The organism is Pradoshia sp. Z3_51 (assembly GCF_058215915.1).
Genome location: NZ_JBZAJC010000010.1, coordinates 1 through 25,486, shown reverse-complemented (window position 1 = coordinate 25,486; position 25,486 = coordinate 1). Strand labels below are relative to the sequence as shown.

Here is a 25,486-nt window from a genome sequence, read left to right as displayed (position 1 = left end):
TCCTGATTTACTGGATCAGGGGGAGGGTGAACTTCTAATTTTTTCCTTTCCATTTAATGTGATAAAGGAGCAGAAAGATGTCTGATTATATTGTAGAGATGAAACATATAACCAAACGATTTCCTGGAATAGTAGCGAATGATGATGTATCCATTGGCATAAAAAAGGGAGAAATCTTTGCTTTACTTGGAGAAAATGGTGCTGGTAAATCAACGTTGATGAGTATGCTGGGTGGCATGTATGAACCGGATGAAGGCGAAATCTATATCCGGGGTGAGAAAGTGAATATCAGCTCACCTAACCATGCGGCGAAGCTCAATATAGGGATGGTCCATCAGCATTTTAAACTGGTATCAGATTATACGATTACAGAGAATATTATTTTGGGAATCGAGCCAATCAGAAAATTTGCAGGTCTCTTTCCATATGTGGATATTCGAAATGCCAATCGAAAAATTGAAGAGCTATCCAAGAGCTTTGGATTAGAAGTGGATCCTACGAAAAAAATAGCTGATTTAAATGTTTCCATGCAACAGCGTGTGGAAATTTTAAAGGTGCTTTATCGGGAAGCAGACATCCTTATTTTTGATGAACCGACTGCAGTCTTAACACCGCAGGAAATTGAATTCTTGCTGGATATAATCAAAGGACTGCGAGACGGTGGGAAAACGATCATATTAATTACACATAAGCTGGAAGAAATTAAGAAGGTCGCCGATCGATGCGCCGTATTGAATAAAGGCAGATTAATTGATGTTTTGGATGTAAAGACAACCTCCGTTAATCATATGGCCCAATTAATGGTAGGGCGAGAGGTAAACTTTGAAGCGGAGAAAGAGCCAGCTCAATTTAAAGACGAAGTATTGAAGGTAGAAAACCTAACCGTTAAGAATGAAGATGGGTTTGAAGTAGTGAAAGATGTTTCCTTTACCATTCGCAGCGGTGAAATCTTTGCCATTGCAGGAGTTGCAGATAATGGACAGGTTGAAATAGCGGATGCAATAGCTGGACTAACAAAGGTCAGCAGCGGAAATATACATCTTAATGGCAAGGATATTACGAATGAAACGATAAGAAGCAGAACAGAAGCTGGTATATCGTATATACCTGAAGATAGACAAAGCTTTGGACTGTTTTTGGATTTCGATTTAGCTACTAATCTAGCATTAAAGCAGTACTATAAGGAGCCTTTTTCTAGTAAGTGGATGCTAAATAAAGAGGAATTCGAGCGATCTGGCAGTGAGTTGATTGATAAATATGATATTAGAAGCGGACAAGGCGTCAAAACGCAAGTTCGTTCGATGAGCGGTGGTAATCAGCAAAAAGCCATTATTGCCCGAGAAATCGAATTGCAATCACCTCTTATGATTTTTGTTCAACCAACACGGGGAGTAGATATTGGCGCAATCGAAAATATCCATAAGATGATCATTCAGGAACGTGATCGTGGAAAAGCGATTCTCCTTATATCATTGGAGCTAGATGAAATTATGAATGTAGCAGATACGATAGGAGTTATCTATAATGGCCAACTTCAAAAGATTGCTAGCAGAGAGTCATTAACGACCAATGAAGTCGGTGAATATATGATGGGGGCAAAGCATGAGTAAAGATAGAAAAAGTAATAAGTTACGTAGTAGTCTTATTCGGCTGATAAATAATGAGAAGTGGCAATCGATCTCCATTCCACTAGTCGCCATAATCATGAGTTTTATTGCGGCAGCTATTGTCATACTTTTAATGGGTAAAAATCCTTTGCAGGCGTTTTACAACTTATTTCAAGGGGCAGGAATTTTACCGAAGCCATTTTATGCTGGCTATAAAAGCATGCTGACTGATTTCATGAGTTTGCTGAATGCGATGACGCCGCTTTTATTTGCAAGCTTGGCAGTTGCTGTCGCATTTAGAGCGGGTCTATTTAATATTGGGATTGCCGGTCAAATGCTCGTCTCTGGTTTTTTTGCGACGATTATTGTCGGCTACAGTGGCTTGGATGCGGTGATCGCAAAGCCGCTTGTTTTACTGATTGGTATAGTCACCGGGGGACTAATGGGAGGATTAGTTGGGTGGCTCAAATATAAATTTAACATCAATGAAGTCGTATCTACGATTATGTTGAATTATATTGCTCAATATGTTATCAGCTTTTTTATTCAAATGTATTATATTGATCCAGTCTCAAGGCAATCTAAATATATTTCTGAAGCAGCAAGATTAACATTGGCGAATGTTGAAATAGGAAATCTGAAAATGGATATTCCGTTAGGCTTTGTTTTGGCCATCATTACCGCTATTCTAATAAAGATTCTCATGGACAAAACGGTTGTTGGATTTGATATTAAAGCGGTAGGCTCCAATCGTAATGCTGCAAAATATGCGGGAATTAATGTGGGAAGAAATACAGTCCTGGCAATGGTTATATCGGGTAGTTTGGCTGGACTTGCAGGTGTCACATATTATTTAGGTTATTACGCTTCTATACAACCAAAGGTATTATCAGACATCGGCTTTGATTCCATTGCTGTAGCCCTATTAGGAAACTCTCATCCAATTGGTGTTATTTTTTCTTCCTCACTCATATCAATCATTGATCAGGGAAGCACATATATGAGTTCACAGGCAGGAATCAGACAAGAAATTTCTTCTGTGATCATCGGGTTGATCCTATTGTTTAGTGCATGTGGTGTATATCTGAAGTATAAAATTAGCCGCATGAATGAAAAAGCAGCGGAACGAAAGGAGAGTAAATCATAATGGATACAGTACTTATTGATGGTCTATCCTTTGCTTTGCCTCTTTTTATTATAGCAATTGGCGGTATATACAGTGAAAAGAGTGGTATTACCAACTTAGCACTTGAAGGATTTCAAGGTTTTGGGGCATTCATCGGGGCGCTGTCAGCTGTATTAATCGCAAATGCCTTTGGTACAGATATTCAAGATTTGTTTTACGTAGCGTTACTATTTGCCATGATCGGCGGAATGGTTTTCGCAGTTATTCACGCTGTACTATGCATTAAGTTTAAGGCAAACCAAGTTATCAGTGGTGTCGTCATTAATATACTGGCGTTGGCTTTAACAACATTCTTAACGACACAGATCAATGCGCTTGTCTTCGGAACTGCTTCGGACAAGTTCCAGTTAGGTGTCATGGAGCGGTTTACTATTGCTGGTTTAGCCGATATACCAGTAATAGGTGCAATCTTTACGAATGTGTATCCGTTTGAAGTAATTATCATCGCGATTGCCATTTTTGCTTGGTATCTTTTATATAAAACAAAGTTCGGCATGCGCTTAAGAGCGTGTGGGGAAAATCCTCATTCCGTTGATGCAGCAGGTGTAGATGTTGCGAAACTCAGGTTTACAGCAGTCTTAATATCAGGTCTATTATCTGGTCTGGGCGGCATGTGTTTTGCCTATTCCATTTCAGCTAACTTTTCTTCCAGCATTTATATGGGATATGGGTTCTTAGCCATTGCCGCATTAATTTTCGGTAATTGGAAGATTGTCCCGACGCTAGCTGCGTGTCTTTTGTTTGGTTTTGCGAAATCTGGTGGAGCTTTTATTGCTCAATCAATGGCATTGCCAAGCAGTTATACTGATTTATTTATGATATTGCCGTATGTATTAACATTATTGTTATTAATCTTCTTTTCTAAATCAAACCGTGCTCCGAAAGCGTTAGGTGAGATTTATGACAAAGGAAAGAGATAAATAAATTTACTAAGCAGTTTCCATGGGCTAACATGTTAAATTTGGTTGACGCAACGTGTGAGTATCGATAAATTACGGTCTAAGATAATGCACACTCTTATCGTGCGTCGACATAAGGTGGAAATATACCTAGTGTGTGGACATACAGTCCACATGTGGATAGTGTAGCAAAGCTTATAATGAAAAAGGCAGCAGCCCTCATTGGGGCGCTGCCTTTTTAGGTTTCTTACAATGAATTTACAAAGCTGGATTTAATGTGAATTGTCTTATCTGATTGTCAGGTTACCTACCAAATGCTATCCCAAGAGGATTGCAACTTTCGCAATAGAACAATTTGGCCGATATGATACGAATCGTGCATCATGATATTGCTGAGTAAACGCTCAATAGAGTACCTGTTAGCTGCATACAAAGTTTTTAGCTTTTCATCCTCAAGGTCCGCCGCAATGACCGTTTTTAATTTACTCATGACTTCATTAAGGCGCTGCACTGTCTGGGCCCATCTGATTTCGTCTTCTGGATCCCCTGGATTTCCAAAGGTTTCTTCATTGTTTTCTGGCTTATGCGGATTCTCAGTTCCCTTAATTCGGTGGATTACATCTTCATTCCAAAATATCAAGTGATTGACAATTTGCCAAATCGAATTGCTGTTTTCCGAACTTCTCCATGCCGCCTCAGCTGCAGTGACTCCATGAAGTGCTTGATTCATGGAAGCAAACCATTCATTCTCATGGCAGTGCATGTCGAGTTGTTCTAAAAACACTTTAGTTACAACTTGCATACAACCAATCTCCTCTCTGTTTGGGATAATTTAAAGTAAAAATCTGACAATAATAATCCTATAATCTATTTAACAAAAAGCCACTCATACGCATAAAATAACCATCATTTTGGACTGTTGGCTATATAAGGACGAATATATTCTCAATAAAATGCTCTATACATTTATATTGAGAATACAACCAAACTATAATACTCTGACTTTATTCGGCGCATCCAGCATGTATTCCTTCCACATAACAAATAAAGTTCTTATATATGGGATAGGTAGGCTATGCTTAACAAATTCCTCATAAACTACGATTATTCCTGGTGATAAAAGCTATTGATCCCATACCAGGAAGTTTAAGATTAAAATAATAAGGTAAATGCTTCTTTTCACAAAAATAAATTTAGTAAAAATATTTTCATTGACTATCACTGCATGCGTTGTTAGAATGCAAAAAAGGTTTACGAAATAAAAACAACTAATTTATAAAAATAAACTCGTATAATCTTGGAAATATGGTCCAAGAGTTTCTACAAACTAACCACTTTAATTAGTTCGTCTACGGGAATAGATACGTACAGAATGTATAGTAAACTGCTATATTTTATTTATACATCCTTCTACTTTCTTATTTTTCCCGCCGAGCAAAAAATGAGGAGGAATAAGATGAAAACCCCAAAACAAATCAAATCCCAAATACTAGCGGCAAGAAATATCAGTTTACCTGAGTTAGTTATTAAAAATGTTCAATTAGTAAATGTGTTTACGGATGAAATGGAGCGTGCAGATGTTGCCATTCATAATGGTAAGTTCGTAGGTATCGGCCACTATAATGGTAAAAAGGAAATCGATGGCACTCCATATACAATGGTTCCGGGTTTAATTGATTCACACGTCCACATCGAATCTAGTATGCTTTCTCCTTCTCAATTTCAAAAAGCTGTTTTACCGCGAGGGATTACAACTATTATCACAGATCCTCATGAAATAGCTAATGTCCAAGGATTAAAAGGAATAGAATGGATGTTGCAGGACAGTGAAAACTGTCTATTGAATTATCGCTATCAACTGCCGTCCTGTGTCCCGGCAACTTCCTTTGAGGACAATGGAGGGACTCTGACGGCTGAGGATCTTGCGCCGTTTTATAATCATAAGCTTGTGCTTGGCTTGGCGGAAGTGATGGATTTCCCTGCAGTATTATCTGGTCAGGAAGATATAATGGCAAAGCTGTCAGGGGCAATGATCAACAATGTTCCGATTGACGGACATGGTGCCGGTTTAAGCGGAAAAGATATTAATGCCTATTTGACAGCGGGCATTACAACGGACCATGAATGCGTAAAACCAGAGGAAATGATTGAACGCGTCAGACGAGGTATGTATGTGATGCTTCGCGAAGGCTCTGCTGCCCGCAATCTTCATGATTTGTTAGCCGGCTATAGTAAAGAGCTTTCACATCGTTTAATGTTTTGTACAGATGATAAGCATATAGATGATCTATTGGAAGAGGGAAGCATTGATTATCATGTACGTGAATGCTTAAAGGCTGGAATCGATGTATATTCTATTATGAGAATGGCATCTCTTAATGTATCTCAATGCTATAATCTAAAAGGAAAAGGGGCAATTGCGCCTGGCTATGATGCTGATTTTATTTTATTGAATGCCATTGAAGGCTTTGATATACATTCTGTTTGGGTAAACGGAATCCGTTACGAAGAAGATAACGAACAAGAGAAAGAAGCGTCTTTTGAAAATACCGTTATATTGGGAAGCTACTCAAAAGAGCTTTTGCGTCTGTCATTGACTACTGATATAGCGAGGGTAATTGAAATTATTCCTAATTCGATTGTGACGAAAAAAGCGCAATACAAGGTACCGGTTGTCAATGGCCTGTTTGTGCCAAGTGAAGAAGAGGATTTCGTGAAAATGGCTGTAGTCGAAAGACATAAAGGTACAGGAAGTGTAGGAGTCGGTATTGTAAAGGGCTTCCGTCTGCAAAAAGGAGCTATTGCTACAACGATTGCTCATGATTCGCATAATATTATCTGCATCGGAAAGAATGATGAAGATATGGATGTCGCAATCAGGGAGCTTGAGAAAATTGGCGGAGGTATTTCAATTGCTTGCAATGGAGAGACAATCGCTTCATTATCATTGCCTGTGGCAGGATTAATGACAACTATCTCACCTGAAGAATTAAATAAGCAATACAGCCAGTTGCTGATTGCACTGTCATCACTTGGAATTACGGATGAATTCTCACCTTTACTAACATTATCCTTTTTGGCCTTGCCAGTTATTCCTTCGTTAAAGCTTACGAATCAAGGATTGTTTGATGTTGATACATTTACGTTTGTAGATGTAAGTGTATAAATTAATCAGAGGGGCCTCTCTAAAGTCATCAATGATTTTTGAGAGGCCCTTCTTTGTTTGTGCTAGTGCGTATGAATCCTCCACAGTAAATTTGTTTAAAAATATCCATTGGATGGAGCACCTGTATGTATAACTAATTCAGTGAAAAAGTGTCGCAAAGCTTATTGAAATGAGGCAGTATCCCTGCGTAATAAGGGCGCTACCTTTTTATATTTGAGAATGCAGTGATTATTGGATAACTTTATAAGGTGGATTCGACAAACCTAGTGTAAGCACATACCCTTCTGCAGCATCAATCAATAATGTAATAAAAGTCTTTTTGTTTTCCATCTTGTAATATCTCCTTTGTATACTTCATTTGATAGTTTTATCTTACCTATTTGATGTTTGTGAATTGCAAAAGAAATGTTTACTAAATGTTAAAATGAAAAAATATTATCTATATATAAAAGAATCCTATAAACGATTACCGTTTATAGGATGTTCTACTTCCCTTATGAAATCTATTTTAATAATTCCTCGCTTAAAGACAGTATCTTTGGTGCTAGTTTCTCTCGTTTTCTTTTTGTTATTTTCACATATATGGGATAGGCAACGCTTATTAGCACAAGTCCTAAAAAACCTATGATTATTCCTGGTATTAAAAGCTGTTCACCCCATACTAGACAGCAGCTCATACCTATTCCAAACAATAATGTTCCTATAAGGCCTGACATAATGGCCAAGATTGTTCCTGGTCTTTCTGCACTTTTATCCAAATTTCGTAACTGTTCGAATGGATCATCTTCCTTTTTCATATATTTCTTTTTAATAGCTTCTATTTCTGCCTGCCTTTTTGCAGAATATATATACTCAAATTTACTATTTTCCATCATTGTCCTCCATTTCTGATTTATATTTACGCATAAGACAATATTTCTATAATTTTATTTGATGACGCTCTCCCTTAAGTAGACAGTAAACGTACTTCCTTCTCCTAATGTACTTTGTACATGAATATCGCCACCAACTATATCAATCACATTCTTTACCAAAGCTAGTCCCAAACCGTTTCCCTGCACAGCATGGGAAGTATCCCCCTGATAAAATTTTTCGAAAATATGCTTCCCTGTTTCCGGGCTAATGCCACAACCGCTGTCGCTGACTTCTACAAATGCGGTAAGTCCTTCTTTTTTCACCTTAACACCAACAGCTCCGCCATTATCTGTAAACTTTATCGCATTTGAAAACAGATTGTTCCATACTAGACTTAACAGTTCGGCATCTTCGTGTATGAAAATATCTTCCTCTAGATCGGTTTCAATATTAATGTTCTTACTTGCCCATGACTGTTCATATAGAAGTAAACATTCGCGAATCTGTTCTGTTAAATTATAGTATTTTCTCTCAGGAAAGATTTGTTGATTTTCCAGGCGATTTAATTTCAATATATTTGTAATCAGACCAGATAATCTTCTTGTCTGCTCGGTAATGGCCTTTGCATATTCTACCTTCTGTTTTTCTGAAAGGGAATGTCCCTGAAGCAGTGTTCCATAATTTTGGATAGCCGCAAGGGGAGTCTTAATTTCATGAGAGACATTTGAAATGAAATCTGTTCGGAGAGTTTCTACTCCAGACAACTCTACAGCCAGCTCATTAATCCCTTTGATAATTGCATCGAATTCATTGCTACTTTTTTCATTTCTAATATAGGGAATCTGTGTCTTGAAATTGCCGGACATTATTTCATCCAGACCTGCCTGAATCCGTGCTATTGGTTTTCTTACCATCAAGGTACGGCGAATTTCATCAATCATACTGAAAATAAATGTGAGAATGATAACGTTTAAGAAGGTAATGGGAACAGCAGCTTTCATTTCTTCCGTCGTCAAATCAACCCAATGTAAAAACAGTACCAGATTGCAGGTAACTACAAATGCCATCAGTATAAAAAATATTAGGAATCTCCCAAAATTAAATAAAAACTTTTTCCTATTTCGTTCATCTGTTGTAATTTTCATTTGAGCACCGTTTTATATCCTAATCCATGCACGGTGACAATTTCAAAATCCTTGCACGCAGAAAACTTATCTCTCAATTTTGTAATATAAACATCCACTACACGTGGTCCGGACTGGGATTCGGCATCCCAGAACTCATCCATCAATTGAGTTCTTGTAAATGTTTTCTTTGGGTATGACAACAGCTTATACAATAACTTGAATTCTCTTACTGTCAGATTGATTTCTTCCTCGTTCAAATAAGCTGTATGCTCTTCGATATCAAGCCTCAGCTGGCCAATTTCGATTTTTTTATTGGATGCAATTTTTGCCCTGCGGAGCAATGCTTCCAGTCGAAGGAGTAATTCATCCAAATCTACAGGTTTAACCATGTAATCATCCACACCGGCATGGAATCCTTTTCTTTTTGATTCGAGATCTTCCTTTGCTGTCATAAATAACATAGGGATATCATTGTTCAATTCCCTAACAGACTTAGCAAATTCAAATCCATCAATCCCCGGCATCATTATGTCAGAAATAATTAAATCAAATATATGGTCAGTCATCGCATCATAGGCATCATTGACATTTTGAACACCTTTAGCTTGATAGCCGTTTAGGTTCAAATAAGTACAGACTGTCTGATTTAAATTTTCATTATCTTCTACTACTAATATTTGAAACATATGTATTCTCCTCGTTGTATTTTTGACATTATAGCATGTGATTGTTTACGAAATGTTAACGTATTATTAAAACGTCTAATAGATAAATAAAAGATATGCTATAAGAACCATCAGAAGAAGAAATTGGTCTATTGTTGACTGATACTAATGAGAGCCTAATCTAGAGTCTTTAAACAAAACTGATTCAATAATGATTACGATGTGAACATAGCTTGTATAAAAATTAAAAAATGCAGAAAAATATAGTGGATGATAGATGGTTATTTTTGCATATCTGATCTTTTGTAATATAAAAATGAGGTGACCGATATTTGTACAGGATTAAGTATTCAATCTCAAGAGGGTAAGTGGTTTTTTGGAAGGAATATGGACTTAGCCTATTACTTCAATCAAGCAGTTATGATTATCCCAAGAAATTATCAATATCAAGATAGAGTCTCAGGTAATATGGTAACCAATAAACGCGCTATCATTGGAATGGGGACGGTAATTGATAACCATCCTCTTCTGGCGGATGCTATGAACGAAGTTGGCCTAGCCTGCGCAGGATTAAATTTTGAAGGGTACGCGTACTTTGAGAAAGAACCGATTGAAGGGAAAAATAATATTGCACCCTACGACTTTATACAATGGGTTTTATCAAATCACGAAACAGTAGAAGAAGTTAAACGTGGAATTGAGCATTTAGAACTTGTGGATTGCCCAATCAATGAAAATACACCTGTTTCAATGCTTCACTGGATGATTACAGATAAGACAGGAAAGGCTATTGTGGTAGAAAAGACAAAAGACCGATTGACTGTACATGACAATCTGATAGGAGTTTTGACCAACAATCCTACCTTTGATTGGCATTTAACTAACTTGAATGAGTATTTACATCTGACACCAATTTCACCAAAAGAAACAAAATGGGGCAAGCAAACATTAAAAGCACTAGGCATTGGAGCTGGAACATTAGGGATACCCGGAGACTTTGCTTCCGTTTCCAGATTTGTAAGGATAGCTTATATTCGTACACATATGCCTAAAATTGAAGGAGATATACATTCTATTACACAATTTTTTCATATGCTGGATTATGTAAAAATGGTTAAAGGAGGGGTCCTTACAGATGATGGGTTAGAGGATGGTACAACCTATTCTTCTTGTATGGATCAAGAAAAAGGTGTTTATTACTATAAAACGTATGAAAATAATCGTATCAATGCGATAGATATGCATAAGGAACAATTAGAGGGGACAAATCTTAAAATCTTTAAATACCTCACAAACCAGGATTTCAATTATCAGAATTAGGTTTACCTAAGAGTTTACATAAGCGAAAAATATTTCGTAACTTATATTAAAAGGCACTCCGTCCTTAGCTAATGGGACGCTGCCTTTTGATTTTTCCAGTATTGGATTTATCAATATGTATAGACTCCGGAAATGCAGGCATTTTCTCGGCAAGTGAGTGAAGGAGTTGCAGTTATTGTCTTTAGGATTGAAAGGATCTTCATTAAGTTGATTAATATCTTTCATTATTCTAGATAAGCTCAGTTAGTAGTAATATCCACTGGCAAGCATCTACTTGTTTAGTTTTATCTATGATGCTGGTTTTTCTATGTTTATTAACTCTATTCACTTAAAGTGAGAAAATGCGTATAATAATGAATATTAAAAGAGAGAAATGGAGTAGTATATCAAATGGTTCAATCAATCAATACAAAAGTCGAGTTAGTTATTGATGCGACCTCACATAACGGGCTTCCTGAATACGGAAAAATTATGATTGGTGACAAAGGATTTGAATTCTTTAATGAACGTGATGCTCGTAAATTTATTCAAATTCCTTGGGAGGAAGTTGATTATGTGATTGCTTCTATCATGTTTAAAGGGAAATGGATTCCGCGTTATGCTATTCAAACTAAACGAAATGGGACATTTACATTCTCCTCGAAGGATTCAAAAAAAGTTTTGCGAGTCATTCGTGAACATGTTGATCCCGCTCATATGGTGCAATCATTAAGTTTCTTTGATGTGGTCAAACGCGGTATGAGTAGTATATTTAAAAAGTAATAGTTTTAAAAAAAGATAAGTTAGTACTTGTCTTTTTTTTGTCGAAAAAAACAAAAATTGCACGGTATGTAAATGTCCTTGGCAAAGAGGCTTTGGACATAGAAAATTTTAATCCTGCTTGAAAGCGGATTATATAGCGTGCTATAATCACTAAGAAAGTTTATTGAAATTTTCGAAAAGCTAGTCTAAATAACCATCTCCTTTATTTTTTACGCGATACTACTTCGATTAGATGTAAGTAAAAAGTATTGATTGATGAAGAGAAAAAGGGGAGTCTTTGTACCTATAACTTCATTTAATCACTTTTTTTTATGTCTTTTTTTGTCGAATATAGTCGTTTTCAGATGGTTGGAAAACACATCTATAGAAATATAGAAATAGACGTGTTTTACCGTATTAGTTTGCTTGTAACAATAATAATAGGAGGTAAAAAGATGGTAGGGATTATCATTGCTAGTCATGGTGAATTTGCGAATGGTCTCTTGCAATCTGGAGAAATGATCTTCGGAGTACAAGAAAATGTAAAAGCTGTTACATTGATGCCGAGCGAAGGACCTGATGATGTAAAGGCAAAAATGAAAGAAGCAATTGCCTCTTTCGATAACCAAGATGAAGTCTTATTCTTAGTCGATCTTTGGGGTGGTACTCCTTTCAACCAAGCCAATAGCTTGCTTGAAGATCACCAAGACAAATGGGCAATCGTTGCTGGTATGAACTTGCCAATGTTGATTGAAGCTTTTGCATCTCGTTTTTCAATGAACAAAGCACATGAAATTGCCGCTCATATTTTGGGCACTGCTAAAGAAGGAGTTAAAGTTAAACCAGAAGAGTTAGAACCCGTTACAGAGGTTAAACCTGCTGATAAACCGTCAACTGCAGGTGCGCCTGGTAAATTTGAGTACGTGTTAGCTCGCATCGACTCTCGTTTGCTTCACGGACAAGTAGCGACTGGTTGGACTAAAGCAACAAATCCTACTCGTATCATTGTTGTATCTGATACAGTAGCTAAGGACGATCTTCGTAAGAAATTAATCCAACAAGCTGCTCCACCAGGTGTAAGGGCACATGTTGTTCCTGTACATAAAATGATTGAACTTGCAAAAGATGATCAACACTTTGGCGGTCAGCGCGCATTGCTTCTTTTCGAAAACCCGCAGGATGCACTTAGGGCGGTTGAAGGTGGCGTTCCATTAGAGACAATCAATGTTGGTTCTATGGCACACTCACCTGGTAAAGTTCAACCGAATAAGGTATTGGCATTCAATCAAGAGGATATTGAGGCTTTTGCTAGTTTAAAAGAGCGTGGTTTGAAATTTGATGTACGTAAAGTTCCGAACGATTCAAAAGGCAACATGGACGAGATTATCAAGAAGGCTCAAGAAGAGTTAAACAAACAAAAATAATCATGATTATCACGAAAAAAAGGGAGGATAAATCATTATGGATTTGACTATTATTCAAATAATATTAGTCCTTTTCGTAGCATTCTTAGCCGGTGTAGAAGGAATTTTGGATGAATTCCATTTCCATCAGCCAATTATTGCATGTACGTTAATCGGCTTAGTTACAGGAGAACTTGTACCTTGTCTTATCTTAGGCGGTACGCTTCAAATGATTGCTTTAGGATGGGCAAATATTGGAGCAGCCGTAGCACCGGATGCTGCGTTAGCATCAGTTGCATCTGCTATTATTTTAGTTTTAAGTGGACAAGGTCAAGATGGAGTATCTTCTGCAATCGCGATTGCAGTTCCGCTTGCAGTTGCTGGCCTTTTATTAACAATTATCTGTCGTACGATTGCGACTGCATTTGTTCACTTTATGGATGCTGCAGCTGCAGAAGGAAATATCAGAGTAGTAGAATTTTGGCACATTGCTGCAATCTGTATGCAAGGATTACGTATTGCAATCCCAGCTGGATTAATTTTAGCCATTGGTGCAGGTCCGGTTCGTAGCTTGCTTGAATCTATGCCAATGTGGCTGACAAATGGTTTAGCTATCGGTGGTGGAATGGTTGTAGCTGTTGGTTATGCAATGGTTATTAATATGATGGCTACAAAAGAAGTATGGCCATTCTTTGCAATTGGATTCGTATTAGCAACTGTTACAGAAATTACACTTATTGGTTTAGGTGCTATCGGTGTGGCTCTAGCACTCATCTATTTAGCTCTTTCTAAACAAGGCGGTTCAGGTAATGGCGGAAATGGTAATACAGGTGATCCAATAGGCGCTATTATTGATAATTACTAAGAAGGAGGAGGACAGAAAGTGGAAAAAGAATTGAGATTATCGAAAAAAGATCGTATTTCTGTTTGGTGGCGTTCAACCTTCATTCAAGGTTCTTGGAACTATGAACGAATGCAAAACGGTGGTTGGGCGTATGCAATGATTCCAGCTATTAAAAGATTATATAAAACAAAAGAAGACCGCTCTGCTGCACTAAAACGTCACTTAGAGTTCTTTAACACTCATCCATATGTAGCTTCACCTATACTCGGGGTAACTTTAGCGCTTGAGGAAGAACGTGCAAATGGTGCACCGGTTGATGACGTAGCTATTCAAGGTGTTAAAGTTGGTATGATGGGACCTTTAGCGGGTATCGGAGATCCAGTTTTCTGGTTCACGGTTAAGCCAATCCTTGGTGCGTTAGCAGCTTCTCTTGCCATGACTGGTAATATACTTGGACCGATTCTTTACTTCGTTTTATGGAATCTTATTCGTATGGGATTCACTTGGTATACACAGGAATTTGGTTACAAAGCAGGATCTAAAATTACAGATGACTTATCTGGCGGGTTACTTCGAGATATTACTAAAGGTGCATCGATACTCGGGATGTTTATCCTTGGTGCATTAGTTAACCGTTGGGTTTCTGTTAAGTTTACGCCAACTGTATCTTCCGTTCAGCTTGATGAAGGTGCCTATATTGATTGGGATAAGTTACCTGCAGGAGCAGAGGGAATTAAAACAGCGTTGGAACAACAAGCTGCTGGTCTATCATTAAGTGATGTTAAAGTAACAACTCTACAACAAAATTTAGATAGTTTAATCCCAGGCTTATCTGGATTGCTATTAACACTTCTTTGTATGTGGCTGCTTAGGAAGAAAGTATCACCAATCGTAATGATCCTTGGATTGTTCGTCGTTGGTGTTGTCTTCCATGTATTAGGCATCATGTAAAAATAAATTTATAAAGCTTGTTCAGACTTATACAAAGATAGATTATAAGACTGTTAAACAAATAGGGAAGCACCTCCTGAAATTGAGCGAATCATTTTCAGGGGGTGCTCTTTATATACCGCCAGAAACTTGATCATTACTACTATATACATATCAATGGAAACCATTTTGAATTAAACTATTGCTTAATAGAAGATATTAAGTATAAATTTATATTTTAGGAGGCTGCCATGCTTACAATTGGCTATATTGGAAATGGGAAAAGCACGAACAGATACCATTTACCGTTCGTCCTGCAAAGAAAGAATATAAAGGTAAAGACAATTTATCAAAGGAATCCTAAACATGAAAGCTGGGATCGGATTCCAGGGGTCACTTATACATCTGACTTAGATCAACTGTTAAATGATAAAGATATACAACTCATTGTAGTTTGTACAAAACATGACAGTCATTATGAATACGCCAAATTGGTATTAGAACATAATAAACATTGTTTAGTTGAGAAGCCTTTTATGGAAACCTCCGAGCAGGCAAAAGAAATATTTGCAATCGCGCGTGAGAAGGGACTAATTGTTCAAGCTTACCAAAACAGACGCTTTGATAGTGATTTTTTAACTGTTCAAAAGGTTATCGAAGAAGGGAAGTTAGGAGAACTGCTGGAAGTAGAAATGCATTTTGACTATTTCCGCCCCGAAGTACCAGAATCCACTACTACTTTCGATCCTGCTATGTCATTTTTATATGGACATGCATGCCATACATTGGATCAGGTTATCAGCTATTTCGGCAAGCCGGATCACATCCACTATGATGTTAGGCAATTATTGGGGCAAGGCAAAATGAATGATTATTTTGATTTAGATCTATATTATGCTGAATTGAAGGTTACTGTAAAATCCAGTTATTTTAGAATTAAAGAAAGGCCTAGCTTTGTAGTTTACGGTAAAAAGGGATGCTTTGTGAAAGCAACGAAGGACCGCCAGGAAGAACACCTAAAATTATTTTACATGCCGGATAACAAGGATTTTGGAGTAGATACGCTAGAACATTATGGTGTACTGACATATGTTGATGAAGAAGGTACCATCCATGAAGAAAAAGTGAAATCCATCAATGGTGATTATGGGTTAGTGTATGATGATTTATATGAAGCCATTATGAATGGTAAAGATAAAACTATTACAGATGAACAGACACTGCTGCAAATGGAAATATTAGAAACTGGCATTAAGAATTTAAAATAAAATAAAATAAAATTAAATGATAGAGACAGCCCCCAATACGGCACACTATGCATGGTATTGAGGGCTGTCCACTTTTTTAGGAAAACACAGTTGTATGTGGTGCTAACCAGCCTCACATATCTTATTGATCTTTTTGCTCGTAGAGAGCCAGAAATGCACATTCTATTGCGCGCAAAGTATGGGCTGGAATTCCGCCGCCCATATTATTCCACAGATCAGCGAATAGTCTAGGACTATGACCTTCACGCAGTAGCTTTTTGGCGTATAAGACTATCATATTCGGATCGCGTTGATGACGTAACAAGCACATCGGAGACGGATAGTCTTCACGAAGTCTATTTTCCATCTCAAGAGCTTCTCTTTTCGAAATGGCAGTCAGTGTCGGTTGAATTTTTTCCCACTCATCGAGCATAATGGGTATCCATTGGCAATTGTCCTCATGGTAGAAGTAAGTCTCCTGACCATTGGTCTGATAAATAATTTCTGCACCTTCGTTAAATTCACGATAATAGGTTACGAAAATATCCGTATACAGATTGGAAATTTCCCAATACATATCATATTCATGCAGGGGTGCAAATGCATCAATTAGCCTACTGTAATACCAGCTCTGCTGCTCTTTTCCACGGTTGAACCTGGTCCAGAGTTCGTCTCCGCATTCAATATAGTCTGCTTTAATACTGCGGAGATTGGATAGTTTGTCCGCGCAGGCAAGTAAGAGCTCTTCAAAGCTAGCTGACTCTGTCATGTAGTCGATGGTATGCTGCTTTCGCTCTTCCCAGCTGCGTGACTTGTCCTCGCTGTTTGACTGAATAAGGGATAAAACTAAAGGACCAAACTCGTTTTCAATTGCATCAGAAGTCTCGTCTGTATCTTCCAGAACGTCATGCAGCAGGCCTGCAATAATCAGCGCAGTATTACAGCCGGCAGAGGTTAGAATCTGGGCAACCTCGAATGGATGAGAAATATACGGAATATCGGTTCCTTTACGAGTCTGTCCCTGATGTGCTTTCGTTGCAAAGAGAATTGCTCGATGCAGGATGGCATTTCCGAACCACGTATTTGGCGTATATAGTGTACACTCTTCATCTGCCTTTTCGACTTCAGGTATCTTTTTAACCTTAGATGAATCTATCCTCTTTTCCGTCATTGAGTTTCCCTCCTTCATTTCTTTTTCTCTTATAGTTAGGGATATATTATATAAAAATAATTATAACATCTATAAGCTAAGACTGATGAGGATGACAATCAAGTGAAATATCGTCTATTTGATTTCTTCTGTTCCATTCCATTAATATATTGGTTCTCTTACTAGGAATTATTCAGATTAGCAATTCAATATCTTAGTAAAATAATTTGGAAATAAGTAAGTAATGAATATGAACATGGTTGATGTACTTTATCATTGACCAGACTGGACCTAATTTTCCTGGTTTTCTTTGTACTTTTTGTTCATAATAAGGGATAATATGTTCAAAATTTCTATAGTTTGATAAAAAGTGCCCAAGCATGCTATAAGTGTAAAAGAAGATTATTTCTGTTTAGTTTTGGGATAGATTTTTATATGATATCCCATTTAATGAGAGGATTGGAATTTAAATATGAAAGAAAATTTTTGGCGTGATCTACCACGACCTTTTTTTGTACTGGCACCAATGGAAGATGTGACGGATGTTGTTTTTCGTCATGTCGTGAGTGAAGCTGGGAGACCTGATGTGTTTTTTACAGAGTTTACAAATTCGGAAAGCTATTGTCACCCTCAGGGAAAAGAGAGTGTGCGTGGACGTTTAGCCTATACAGAGGATGAACAACCGTTGGTAGCCCATATTTGGGGTGACAGGCCTGAAAACTTCCGAAAAATGAGTATTGGTATGGCGGAATTAGGGTTTAAAGGCATAGATATCAATATGGGATGTCCCGTACCCAATGTAGCTGACAATGGGAAGGGAAGTGGTCTGATCTGCCGTCCCGAAGTTGCAGCCGATTTAATACAAGCAGCTAAAGCAGGGGGATTGCCGGTAAGTGTGAAGACGCGGCTTGGTTTCGCGGATATAGACGAATGGCGTGATTGGCTGACACATATATTGAAGCAAGACATTGCTAATCTTTCTATTCATTTGCGTACAAGAGATGAAATGAGTAAAGTAGATGCTCATTGGGAGCTTATTCCGGAGATTAAGAAACTTCGTGATCAGGTCGCACCCGATACACTTTTAACGATCAATGGAGATATCCTTGACCGTGAAATGGGATTGAAACTGGCTGAACAATACGGTGTAGATGGGATTATGATTGGGCGTGGTATTTTCAAAAATCCATTTGCCTTTGAGCATGAGCCAAAGGAACATAGCAGTAAGGAATTGCTGGATCTCTTGAGGCTGCATTTAGATCTCCATGATAAATATTTAGAAGTAGTAGCTCGCAAGTATACACATCTTCATCGTTTCTTTAAAATCTATGTCCGTGGATTCCATGGGGCTGGTGAATTAAGAAATGAGTTGATGAATACGAAGTCCTCAGATGAAGCGCGTGCATTGATCAATAAATTTGAAGAGCTTAATGGGATGGACGAAAAGTAAGAAGCAATCGAATGAGAAAATTGTTGCTACTTCTCTATAGTAGAACGGATTTCAAATCTGTATGGTATGTTATGAAGTAATCCTAATCTTAAAATAACCCTTGGAACTGCGTGATTTCCGCATGTCTAAGGGTTTTTCCTTTAGAATAATCTATTGCTGTTTCTAGTATTGTAGGATTAACTATCTATCGATTTAAATATTTTAATAATTCAAATTATTCATGATATTATTCTTCCTCCGCTTTATAATGAATAAAATAGGGTTTAGTGGAGGGAATACATTGAAGAAAAAATTGATAGTACCAGTACTTCTAACATCCGCTATATTAGTAGGCTCGATTCCGGCCGGAAGTGTAATTGCGCAGCCAGTTAATTCGAAAGCAGTTAGTAAGGAGTGGAATGAGAGGGCTAGCGTTCCTTTATTCGTGAAGGAGCGGTCTGCTGAAAAATACTCTTCTAGTACCCCTTCCAATGCTTTGAATTATTTGAAGAATAGTCAAGGAAAGACTGGAATCAGTAATCCGGAGAAAAACTTGAAGGTGAAAGATGTACAAAAGGATGAACTGGGCATGACGCATATCCGCTTTAATCAGACGGTAAATGGAGTAAATGTTGAAGGTTCAGACATTATCGTTCATTTTAATAAGGATAATGAAGTTGAATCCGTTAATGGTAGGATGAATCAGACACTTAGTGAATCAAAAGTGAATACAGCTGTCTCTTTAAGCAGTGAAAGAGCAGTAAAAGAAGCCTTATCCTCTGTTAAAGCCCCTGAAGAGCTGACATATGAACCTACTACTGAATTGGTTGTCTATCCTTTTAAAGGAGAAAACCATACAGTCTATAAAGTAAATGTTAACTTTATGGGTGTGGAACCTGGAAACTGGTTTGTCTTTGTAGATGCACAAACGGGTGAGATAATTGATCAGTATAATGCCATCATGCATGCCGCTGAAAGAAAAACACAAAAAGGTACAGGAATCGGTGTGCATGGAGAACGCAGAGAATTACACATTACCCGTGTAAAGGAAGCGAATTCTGGTACTAAGTTTTCTTTAGCGGATTATGCTCATGCTAACCTTGGTGGAATTGAAACATACGATGCCAAAAACGATAACACTTCCAGTAATGATACGCTTTATGTAGGGAATTCAGCTTCATTTATCAAAGACTACGATCGTGCTGCTGTCGATGCGCACTATAATTCCGAAAAAGTATACGAGTATTTTCTAAACGAGCATGGCCGTAATTCTCTAGATGGAGAGGGAATGGCAATTATATCTAAAGTCCACTATGGTACCAATTATAATAATGCTTCCTGGAACGGACGTTGGATGACCTACGGTGATGGAGATGGAGAGTTTATGATTTCTCTGGCAGCAGGTCTTGATGTAGCTGCTCATGAAATGACCCATGGTGTAATTTCTCACTCAGCTAATCTGGTTTACCGGAATCAATCAGGAGCACTAAACGAGTCTTTTGCTGACGTGTTTGGTGTACTAGTTGATGATGGTGACTGGGAAATGGGAGAGGATATTATGGCACCAGCTGCCAAAGCTGAAGGGGTGACGGTATTGCGCAGTTTAAGTAATCCTAACAGTGTAATCGTCAGCAACGAGCAAAGAAGAGAATATAGCACAAATGGTGGTGTCTATCCAGACCATATGGACGAGTTTTATCATATGCCGACTTCCGTAGATGGCGGTGGTGTCCATGTTAATTCATCTATTACAAACCATGCTGCATACCTGATCGGTCAAGAACTTGGAAGAGAAAAATTGGGGAAAATCTACTATCGAGCTTTAACGGTTTATTTAACCTCTAATTCCAATTTTAGCGATGCTCGGAACGCAATTGTGCAGTCTGCTATTGATTTGTATGGTGAAGGCAGCGAGGAAGAGGCGGCCGTACAATCTGGTTTTGATGCGGTGGGAATCTATTAATTCATCCAGATGACTTGAAGGAAGGTTAGTTTATATTTATTTGCTCCCTTAGACGATGAGTTTAAGGGATTTTTTATGTGCATATATAAACTATTAGCGATCTAGAGTAGGAAATTTCTACATTAAAAAGAGGCTGGGACATAACTAAATTTACTATGTCTAAAACCGAATGATGTATTTGATTTTTATTAATCTAAATAGAAAAAGCCGAACTATTATTAATAATTGATGTTAACACTGCATTATATAATAGTTCGGCTTTTATAGATGCTGGAGACCTTTTGTCCCAATCTCTTTTCGTCTCTTATTGAGGCAATAATATCAATGTCTGATACTCATTAATTGGCTCATTGAGTTTAGTTAGGTGATAATCTCCTGTCGCCCAGTCGGAGATATCCTTTCTATTCTCATTTATTGTTTTATATAAGCAAGTCCTAGACACCCTGGACCGGTATGGCTGCCAATGGATGGGCCGATTTCGGTGATGAATACTTGCGCGAAGGATTGTTCTAATTCAAGATCAGCTTTTAAGGATAATGCATGATCAAGATTATTAGAGTGTAAAATACAAATCATTTCTCTCTCAACATTTGAAGCTAGGAATCTTTCTTTGATTTGCTTGGTTGCACCGGATGTTTTTCGAGCTTTGCAGACAGATTCAATGACTCCATTATCTGTAACAGAAAGGATTGGCTTGATTCCGATTAGTCCACCAATCTTCGCAATAGCCGGATTTAGTCTGCCACCTCTGGCTAAGTATTGTAAGTCATTCACGTAAAATTCCACGTGGAAGGATTGTTTGTTTTCTTCCAGATATTCAACAATTTGGTCGTAGGAATACTTCTCATCTCTCATCATGCAAGCTTTAACCACTAACATACCCATAGCCATAGAACCGGTCAAGGAATCGATTACGGCGATGCGACTTTCCGGATATGAATCTAGTAATTCCAGACTTGCCAATCTAATATTATTAAACGTGCAGCTTAATGCGCTGGAAAGAGTTACACAAATGATATCATTTCCTTTTTCCAATTCTTCTTTTAATACTTGAATTGCGGCTGAAGGAGAGCTGGCACTGGTCTTGGCAACCTCGCCATTTGCTAATCTATTATAAAACTCCGTAATTTCCATTTTACGTTCGGAACCGTACTCTATTTGATCCTCAAACTGAAAATGAAGAGGAATTAATTTTATTCCATATTTTTCGATTACCTCTGCTGGGATATCGCAACTTCCATCGGTAATAATTGATATATTCTTCATGAAAACCTCCGTTAGTTATTAAACACTGTGTTGTATAAAATTTGTTATCATTGTATAATGTTGCCCCGGAAGCATCAATCATCAATTTTAATCAGAATGAAAGTTATTAAACAGAATGGGACGATTTGTTTAAGAATAGGAGTCAGAATGGATGGAAGATCGCAGAATAAGATATACCAAAAAAGTAATTAAAGACACATTTATTGAATTGTTAGAACAAAAGCCAATCAATAAAATTACCGTAACCGAGCTATGTACAAAGTCTGAAATCAATCGGGCTACCTTTTATCGGTACTATGAGGATGTATATGATTTGATGGAGAAGCTAAAGAGTCAATATGTGGATGAACTGAAGGCAGCTATCTCCATTTCAAAGGACGACTACACGATTTCGGGATTTACAAATGAAATTCTTGAGGTGATTCTAAGAAATAAGGAACTGAGCAGAATTCTCTTTACTTTGAAGAACGGAAAAGACTTTCTTGATGATGTGTTAGATATTGCCCATATGAAATGTATAGAAAAGTGGAATCGTTACGGGAAAAATGTACCGCAAACACAAGTGGGGTATCTATCAACGTTTATAACTGCTGGGACAATAGGTATCCTGAATGAATGGATTCAAAATGATTACAAGGAGTCTCCCTCAGAGATTGCCAATCTGATTGAAAATATAAGTCACTACGGTCTGGCGAAGATTATTTATGGGAAGTAATTGAAGTAACCAACTTTTAGGTGAAGGTTGGTTGCATTGGCTTTAAACCGTGGAGTATGTGCCGCAATTCAACAGTAAAATTTGATTGTTAAATAAAATCTCTTCCAGAGTTTCTATCTGGAAGAGAAACCACTTCGAAATATTTAATATTGAAGTTTATATAGTATTAAATTGAAGATTTGAAGATGCATCTATGGTATGTAATAAATTTCCTTAGGGTATATATGATTTATTAGACCGTTTGATTTTGAATTATATAACGTTTGTTTTTGGTAATATTTATACATTTACATACGGTATAAACGTTAGTAAAGTTTTTAGGGTATTGAAACATAATAAGGAGTTTAGATAACTGTGGATAAAATTTATACCCCTAGTGAATGCGCAAAAATCTTTGGAGTAACTGTTAATGCTCTAAAACAAAGAGCCATTTTAGCTGAAAAAAATGGTTATAAGATTAATCGTAATGAAAAAGGCCACAGGATATACACTGAGAAAGATTTTTCAGTATTATATCCCAAAAAGAAAGTTGATAAAGTGATCTCAGAAAATATTTCCCATTCATTAGATAATTTAGATATAAACGATACTATTAGAATTTCAAAAAAAGCATTAGAGAATGAAATGGTTGTTATAGAAGAAACTATTAAGAATTTGGAAGACGTAATTGCAAGAAAAAAAGAAGAAGTAAAGGAAAATATATTTAAGAGGGAAAAGACAGCAGAAATGTTGAAATCTATAGATATTTATTTAGGTTGATATTCTAGAATTTGATCCTGTAAATAGAAATAGCAAAAATCCATAATGAGGAGATTACTAGATAAAATAAAACATGCAAAACATAGATGTTTTGCATGTTTTATTTTAATGATTAATTAAATTTCTTCTTCCAACGTAAAGAAATCAAGCTTGAGGATATAGTGATTGACGTATATAAGCTAAAATGAAACCCCGCCATTAAAATCCTCAGCAACGGCTCGCTATAGTAATTCTTCACAACTAACAATAATCCCCATACTGTGTAATTGTATTTCACTCTATTAATTATTGAATTGTGAATCCACCATCGATTGGCACAGCTGCACCGCTCATAATTTCTAATATCCTTATTAACATTACTCTAGCTTTGAAAAGCTTCCATCTTCAATAAAATCGACAAATAGTTTATAATTATCTGTAAATAGTAGATATTTTAGTCGAAGAATCATTATAATGGTATGAGATATGGTAAAAAATGAGATGAAAGGGTTTCTTAAGTAGAGCCTTTCTTTTTGCTTTGTTTAAACAGGAGAGCTTGCTCTTTTTTACAAATTAGGGGATGAGGATGGTTATAATGAGCAACATGCAGAAGAAAACAGACGTTATCTTAATTGGTGCCGGGATTATGAGCGCGACATTGGGGGCAATACTTAAAGAGTTAGCACCTGAATGGAACATCAAAGTATTTGAAAAACTTGCAAGTGCAGGGGAAGAAAGCTCAAATGAATGGAATAATGCAGGGACGGGTCATTCTGCACTGTGTGAGCTTAACTATACATCTGAAAAAGCTGATGGATCTTTAGATATTAGCAAGGCTATCAATATTAATGAGCAGTTTCAGCAATCGAAGCAGTTTTGGTCATATTTGGTTAACAGCAATTTGATTCAAAATCCACAGGATTTTATCATGCCAATTCCTCATATAAGTTTAGTGCAGGGAGAGGATAATATAACTTTTTTGAAAAAGCGTTTTAAAGCGCTTTCTAAAAATCCTTTGTTTGAAGGAATGGAATTTACAGAGAATCCAGAGAAACTAGAAGAATGGATTCCTCTTATAATGGAGGGACGCTCAACGGATGAACCGATTGCAGCCACAAAAATTGATTCAGGAACCGATGTTAACTTCGGTGCGTTAACACGTATGCTGTTTGAACATTTACATAGAAGCGGAGTAGAAGTCAATTATAGGCATAGTGTAGAAGATATTAAAAGTACCACTGATGGCCTATGGCAGGTGAAGGTGCATGATTTGGAGAATGGTAAACTTGAATATCATACGGCGCATTTCGTCTTTATCGGTGGAGGAGGAGGAAGTCTCCCTTTACTTCAAAAAACAGGCATTCCGGAGTCCAAGCATATCGGAGGTTTCCCTGTAAGCGGACTGTTTATGGTTTGTAACAATCCGGAAATCGCTGAAAAGCATCATGCAAAAGTATACGGAAAGGCTAAGGTTGGTGCACCACCAATGTCTGTTCCTCATTTAGATACACGATATATCGATAATAAGAAAACGTTATTATTTGGGCCATTTGCCGGTTTTTCGCCCAAGTTCTTAAAAACTGGTTCCAACTTTGATTTATTTGGGTCCGTAAAACCGAATAATGTTATTACGATGCTGGCGGCGGGAGTTAAAGAAATGGCATTGACTAAATATTTGGTTCAGCAAGTCATGCTATCGAATGAGAAGCGTATGGAGGAATTACGTGAATTTATTCCAAACGCCAACAGCGAAGATTGGCATACAGTTGTGGCAGGCCAACGTGTGCAAGTAATCAAAGATACAGAAAAAGGAAAGGGAACACTTCAATTTGGTACAGAAGTGGTCAGTGCTGAAGATGGTTCGGTTGCTGCATTGCTCGGAGCCTCTCCTGGAGCCTCTACTGCTGTTCACGTTATGCTTAAAGTATTGGATAAATGTTTCCCTCAAAATATGAAGGAGTGGGAACCTAAAATAAAAGAAATGATTCCATCTTATGGTCTATCTTTAATGGAAAATCCTGATCTTTTCAAAGAAATTAATCAATCAACTACAGAAACACTGGGACTTTGTACAAAAGAAATGATCTGTAACTAAGCATAGCTTAATTATAAATAAGGGCAACTCACTATACTAAGCGGGTTGCCCTATCTTTATTTTAGGCTGTTTTCGTATAGATTGTTGCTTTCTTGCCCATACTTTTAAAGGTTATAATGGGGTTTAGGGAGGCGTTCGGA

At 37.3% G+C, this 25,486-nt stretch carries 21 protein-coding genes and 1 riboswitch; of the genes, 15 read left to right on the top strand and 6 right to left on the bottom strand.

Features of this window, described 5'->3' with window-relative positions:
• The first annotated feature begins 77 nt into the window (after positions 1–77).
• From AC4BHA_RS15390 to AC4BHA_RS15380, 3 genes are read left to right on the top strand one after another with little or no spacing between them, the layout of a single operon-like run.
• A complete protein-coding gene (locus tag AC4BHA_RS15390) occupies positions 78–1,610 on the top strand; it encodes an ABC transporter ATP-binding protein (protein ID WP_066108391.1) in 1,533 nt (510 codons plus the stop codon).
• Entirely contained in the window at positions 1,603–2,754 is a 1,152-nt protein-coding gene (locus tag AC4BHA_RS15385; protein ID WP_490558876.1) for an ABC transporter permease, read from the top strand. The genes AC4BHA_RS15390 and AC4BHA_RS15385 overlap by 8 nt, the downstream gene beginning before the upstream one ends.
• Positions 2,754–3,713, top strand: a complete 960-nt coding sequence (locus AC4BHA_RS15380; protein WP_139892747.1) for an ABC transporter permease — start codon at positions 2,754–2,756, stop codon at positions 3,711–3,713. Before AC4BHA_RS15385 ends, AC4BHA_RS15380 begins: the two co-directional genes overlap by 1 nt.
• Before the next feature lie 286 nt (positions 3,714–3,999).
• Here AC4BHA_RS15380 and AC4BHA_RS15375 read toward each other — a convergent pair whose 3' ends face one another.
• A complete protein-coding gene (locus AC4BHA_RS15375) occupies positions 4,000–4,494 on the bottom strand; it encodes a DinB family protein (protein WP_139892746.1) in 495 nt (164 codons plus the stop codon).
• Between the two features lie 465 nt (positions 4,495–4,959).
• Positions 4,960–5,064: riboswitch (purine riboswitch) on the top strand.
• A gap of 84 nt (positions 5,065–5,148) precedes the next feature.
• On the opposite strand from AC4BHA_RS15375, the gene ade reads away from it, so the two are divergent.
• Positions 5,149–6,858 (top strand): adenine deaminase, encoded by a 1,710-nt coding sequence (gene ade, locus AC4BHA_RS15370; protein ID WP_490558875.1) that lies wholly within the window; start codon positions 5,149–5,151, stop codon positions 6,856–6,858.
• 503 nt (positions 6,859–7,361) lie between these two features.
• Here the strand turns inward: ade and AC4BHA_RS15365 are convergent.
• From AC4BHA_RS15365 to AC4BHA_RS15355, 3 genes are read right to left on the bottom strand one after another with little or no spacing between them, the layout of a single operon-like run.
• Entirely contained in the window at positions 7,362–7,733 is a 372-nt protein-coding gene (locus tag AC4BHA_RS15365; protein ID WP_490558874.1) for a hypothetical protein, read from the bottom strand.
• Between the two features lie 51 nt (positions 7,734–7,784).
• Positions 7,785–8,858 (bottom strand): HAMP domain-containing sensor histidine kinase, encoded by a 1,074-nt coding sequence (locus AC4BHA_RS15360; protein ID WP_490558873.1) that lies wholly within the window; start codon positions 8,856–8,858, stop codon positions 7,785–7,787.
• Complete coding sequence (locus AC4BHA_RS15355; RefSeq protein WP_139892744.1) at positions 8,855–9,526, bottom strand: response regulator transcription factor; 672 nt, start codon at positions 9,524–9,526, stop codon at positions 8,855–8,857. The genes AC4BHA_RS15360 and AC4BHA_RS15355 overlap by 4 nt, the downstream gene beginning before the upstream one ends.
• Positions 9,527–9,826: 300 nt before the next feature.
• On the opposite strand from AC4BHA_RS15355, the gene bsh reads away from it, so the two are divergent.
• The 6 genes from bsh to AC4BHA_RS15325 all read left to right on the top strand — a co-directional run bounded on the left by bsh (position 9,827) and on the right by AC4BHA_RS15325 (position 16,011).
• Positions 9,827–10,825, top strand: coding sequence for a choloylglycine hydrolase (bsh, locus tag AC4BHA_RS15350; RefSeq protein ID WP_217491085.1), 999 nt, complete (start codon positions 9,827–9,829; stop codon positions 10,823–10,825).
• 390 nt (positions 10,826–11,215) lie between these two features.
• Positions 11,216–11,587, top strand: a complete 372-nt coding sequence (locus AC4BHA_RS15345; RefSeq protein ID WP_066108374.1) for a DUF956 family protein — start codon at positions 11,216–11,218, stop codon at positions 11,585–11,587.
• A 434-nt stretch (positions 11,588–12,021) separates the two neighbouring features.
• A complete protein-coding gene (locus AC4BHA_RS15340) occupies positions 12,022–12,990 on the top strand; it encodes a mannose/fructose/sorbose PTS transporter subunit IIA (RefSeq protein ID WP_066108371.1) in 969 nt (322 codons plus the stop codon).
• Positions 12,991–13,027: 37 nt separating this feature from the next.
• Positions 13,028–13,834 (top strand): PTS mannose/fructose/sorbose transporter subunit IIC, encoded by an 807-nt coding sequence (locus AC4BHA_RS15335; RefSeq protein WP_066108368.1) that lies wholly within the window; start codon positions 13,028–13,030, stop codon positions 13,832–13,834.
• Between the two features lie 18 nt (positions 13,835–13,852).
• On the top strand, positions 13,853–14,764 hold the full coding sequence (locus tag AC4BHA_RS15330) for a PTS system mannose/fructose/sorbose family transporter subunit IID (RefSeq protein WP_066108365.1): 912 nt from the start codon (positions 13,853–13,855) through the stop codon (positions 14,762–14,764).
• A 230-nt stretch (positions 14,765–14,994) separates the two neighbouring features.
• Positions 14,995–16,011, top strand: coding sequence for an oxidoreductase (locus AC4BHA_RS15325; protein ID WP_066108362.1), 1,017 nt, complete (start codon positions 14,995–14,997; stop codon positions 16,009–16,011).
• Positions 16,012–16,132: 121 nt separating this feature from the next.
• On the opposite strand, the gene AC4BHA_RS15320 is transcribed toward AC4BHA_RS15325, so the two are convergent.
• Positions 16,133–17,161 carry an HD domain-containing protein gene (locus tag AC4BHA_RS15320; protein WP_066108359.1) on the bottom strand — a complete coding sequence of 343 codons (1,029 nt, stop codon included), beginning with the start codon at positions 17,159–17,161 and terminating at the stop codon, positions 16,133–16,135.
• 451 nt (positions 17,162–17,612) lie between these two features.
• On the opposite strand from AC4BHA_RS15320, the gene AC4BHA_RS15315 reads away from it, so the two are divergent.
• Together AC4BHA_RS15315 and AC4BHA_RS15310 are read left to right on the top strand one after the other, a co-directional pair.
• Positions 17,613–18,590 carry a tRNA dihydrouridine synthase gene (locus AC4BHA_RS15315; RefSeq protein WP_490558872.1) on the top strand — a complete coding sequence of 326 codons (978 nt, stop codon included), beginning with the start codon at positions 17,613–17,615 and terminating at the stop codon, positions 18,588–18,590.
• 280 nt (positions 18,591–18,870) lie between these two features.
• The gene (locus AC4BHA_RS15310; protein WP_066108356.1) at positions 18,871–20,532 is read left to right on the top strand and encodes a M4 family metallopeptidase; all 1,662 of its coding nucleotides are present in this window, start codon (positions 18,871–18,873) and stop codon (positions 20,530–20,532) included.
• 411 nt (positions 20,533–20,943) lie between these two features.
• Here the strand turns inward: AC4BHA_RS15310 and AC4BHA_RS15305 are convergent, their stop codons facing one another.
• Positions 20,944–21,798, bottom strand: coding sequence for a DegV family protein (locus tag AC4BHA_RS15305; protein ID WP_140462145.1), 855 nt, complete (start codon positions 21,796–21,798; stop codon positions 20,944–20,946).
• A 151-nt stretch (positions 21,799–21,949) separates the two neighbouring features.
• Here AC4BHA_RS15305 and AC4BHA_RS15300 point away from each other — a divergent pair, with 151 nt between their 5' ends.
• The 3 genes from AC4BHA_RS15300 (at position 21,950) to AC4BHA_RS15290 (ending at position 25,346) form a co-directional block, all read left to right on the top strand.
• Positions 21,950–22,513 (top strand): TetR/AcrR family transcriptional regulator, encoded by a 564-nt coding sequence (locus tag AC4BHA_RS15300; RefSeq protein ID WP_066108350.1) that lies wholly within the window; start codon positions 21,950–21,952, stop codon positions 22,511–22,513.
• 354 nt (positions 22,514–22,867) lie between these two features.
• Positions 22,868–23,272, top strand: coding sequence for a MerR family transcriptional regulator (locus AC4BHA_RS15295; RefSeq protein ID WP_490558871.1), 405 nt, complete (start codon positions 22,868–22,870; stop codon positions 23,270–23,272).
• Between the two features lie 574 nt (positions 23,273–23,846).
• Positions 23,847–25,346, top strand: a complete 1,500-nt coding sequence (locus AC4BHA_RS15290; RefSeq protein WP_490558870.1) for a malate:quinone oxidoreductase — start codon at positions 23,847–23,849, stop codon at positions 25,344–25,346.
• Positions 25,347–25,486 lie beyond the last annotated feature (140 nt).

Bases quoted from the DNA above. Each gene is read 5' to 3' on its own strand.
- AC4BHA_RS15390 (WP_066108391.1), top strand. From the start codon at position 78: ATGTCTGATTATATTGTAGAGATGAAACATATAACCAAACGATTTCCT.
- AC4BHA_RS15385 (WP_490558876.1), top strand. From the start codon at position 1,603: ATGAGTAAAGATAGAAAAAGTAATAAGTTACGTAGTAGTCTTATTCGG.
- AC4BHA_RS15380 (WP_139892747.1), top strand. From the start codon at position 2,754: ATGGATACAGTACTTATTGATGGTCTATCCTTTGCTTTGCCTCTTTTT.
- AC4BHA_RS15375 (WP_139892746.1), bottom strand. From the start codon at position 4,494: ATGCAAGTTGTAACTAAAGTGTTTTTAGAACAACTCGACATGCACTGC.
- ade (WP_490558875.1), top strand. From the start codon at position 5,149: ATGAAAACCCCAAAACAAATCAAATCCCAAATACTAGCGGCAAGAAAT.
- AC4BHA_RS15365 (WP_490558874.1), bottom strand. From the start codon at position 7,733: ATGATGGAAAATAGTAAATTTGAGTATATATATTCTGCAAAAAGGCAG.
- AC4BHA_RS15360 (WP_490558873.1), bottom strand. From the start codon at position 8,858: ATGAAAATTACAACAGATGAACGAAATAGGAAAAAGTTTTTATTTAAT.
- AC4BHA_RS15355 (WP_139892744.1), bottom strand. From the start codon at position 9,526: ATGTTTCAAATATTAGTAGTAGAAGATAATGAAAATTTAAATCAGACA.
- AC4BHA_RS15345 (WP_066108374.1), top strand. From the start codon at position 11,216: ATGGTTCAATCAATCAATACAAAAGTCGAGTTAGTTATTGATGCGACC.
- AC4BHA_RS15340 (WP_066108371.1), top strand. From the start codon at position 12,022: ATGGTAGGGATTATCATTGCTAGTCATGGTGAATTTGCGAATGGTCTC.
- AC4BHA_RS15335 (WP_066108368.1), top strand. From the start codon at position 13,028: ATGGATTTGACTATTATTCAAATAATATTAGTCCTTTTCGTAGCATTC.
- AC4BHA_RS15325 (WP_066108362.1), top strand. From the start codon at position 14,995: ATGCTTACAATTGGCTATATTGGAAATGGGAAAAGCACGAACAGATAC.
- AC4BHA_RS15320 (WP_066108359.1), bottom strand. From the start codon at position 17,161: ATGACGGAAAAGAGGATAGATTCATCTAAGGTTAAAAAGATACCTGAA.
- AC4BHA_RS15315 (WP_490558872.1), top strand. From the start codon at position 17,613: ATGAAAGAAAATTTTTGGCGTGATCTACCACGACCTTTTTTTGTACTG.
- AC4BHA_RS15305 (WP_140462145.1), bottom strand. From the start codon at position 21,798: ATGAAGAATATATCAATTATTACCGATGGAAGTTGCGATATCCCAGCA.
- AC4BHA_RS15300 (WP_066108350.1), top strand. From the start codon at position 21,950: ATGGAAGATCGCAGAATAAGATATACCAAAAAAGTAATTAAAGACACA.
- AC4BHA_RS15290 (WP_490558870.1), top strand. From the start codon at position 23,847: ATGAGCAACATGCAGAAGAAAACAGACGTTATCTTAATTGGTGCCGGG.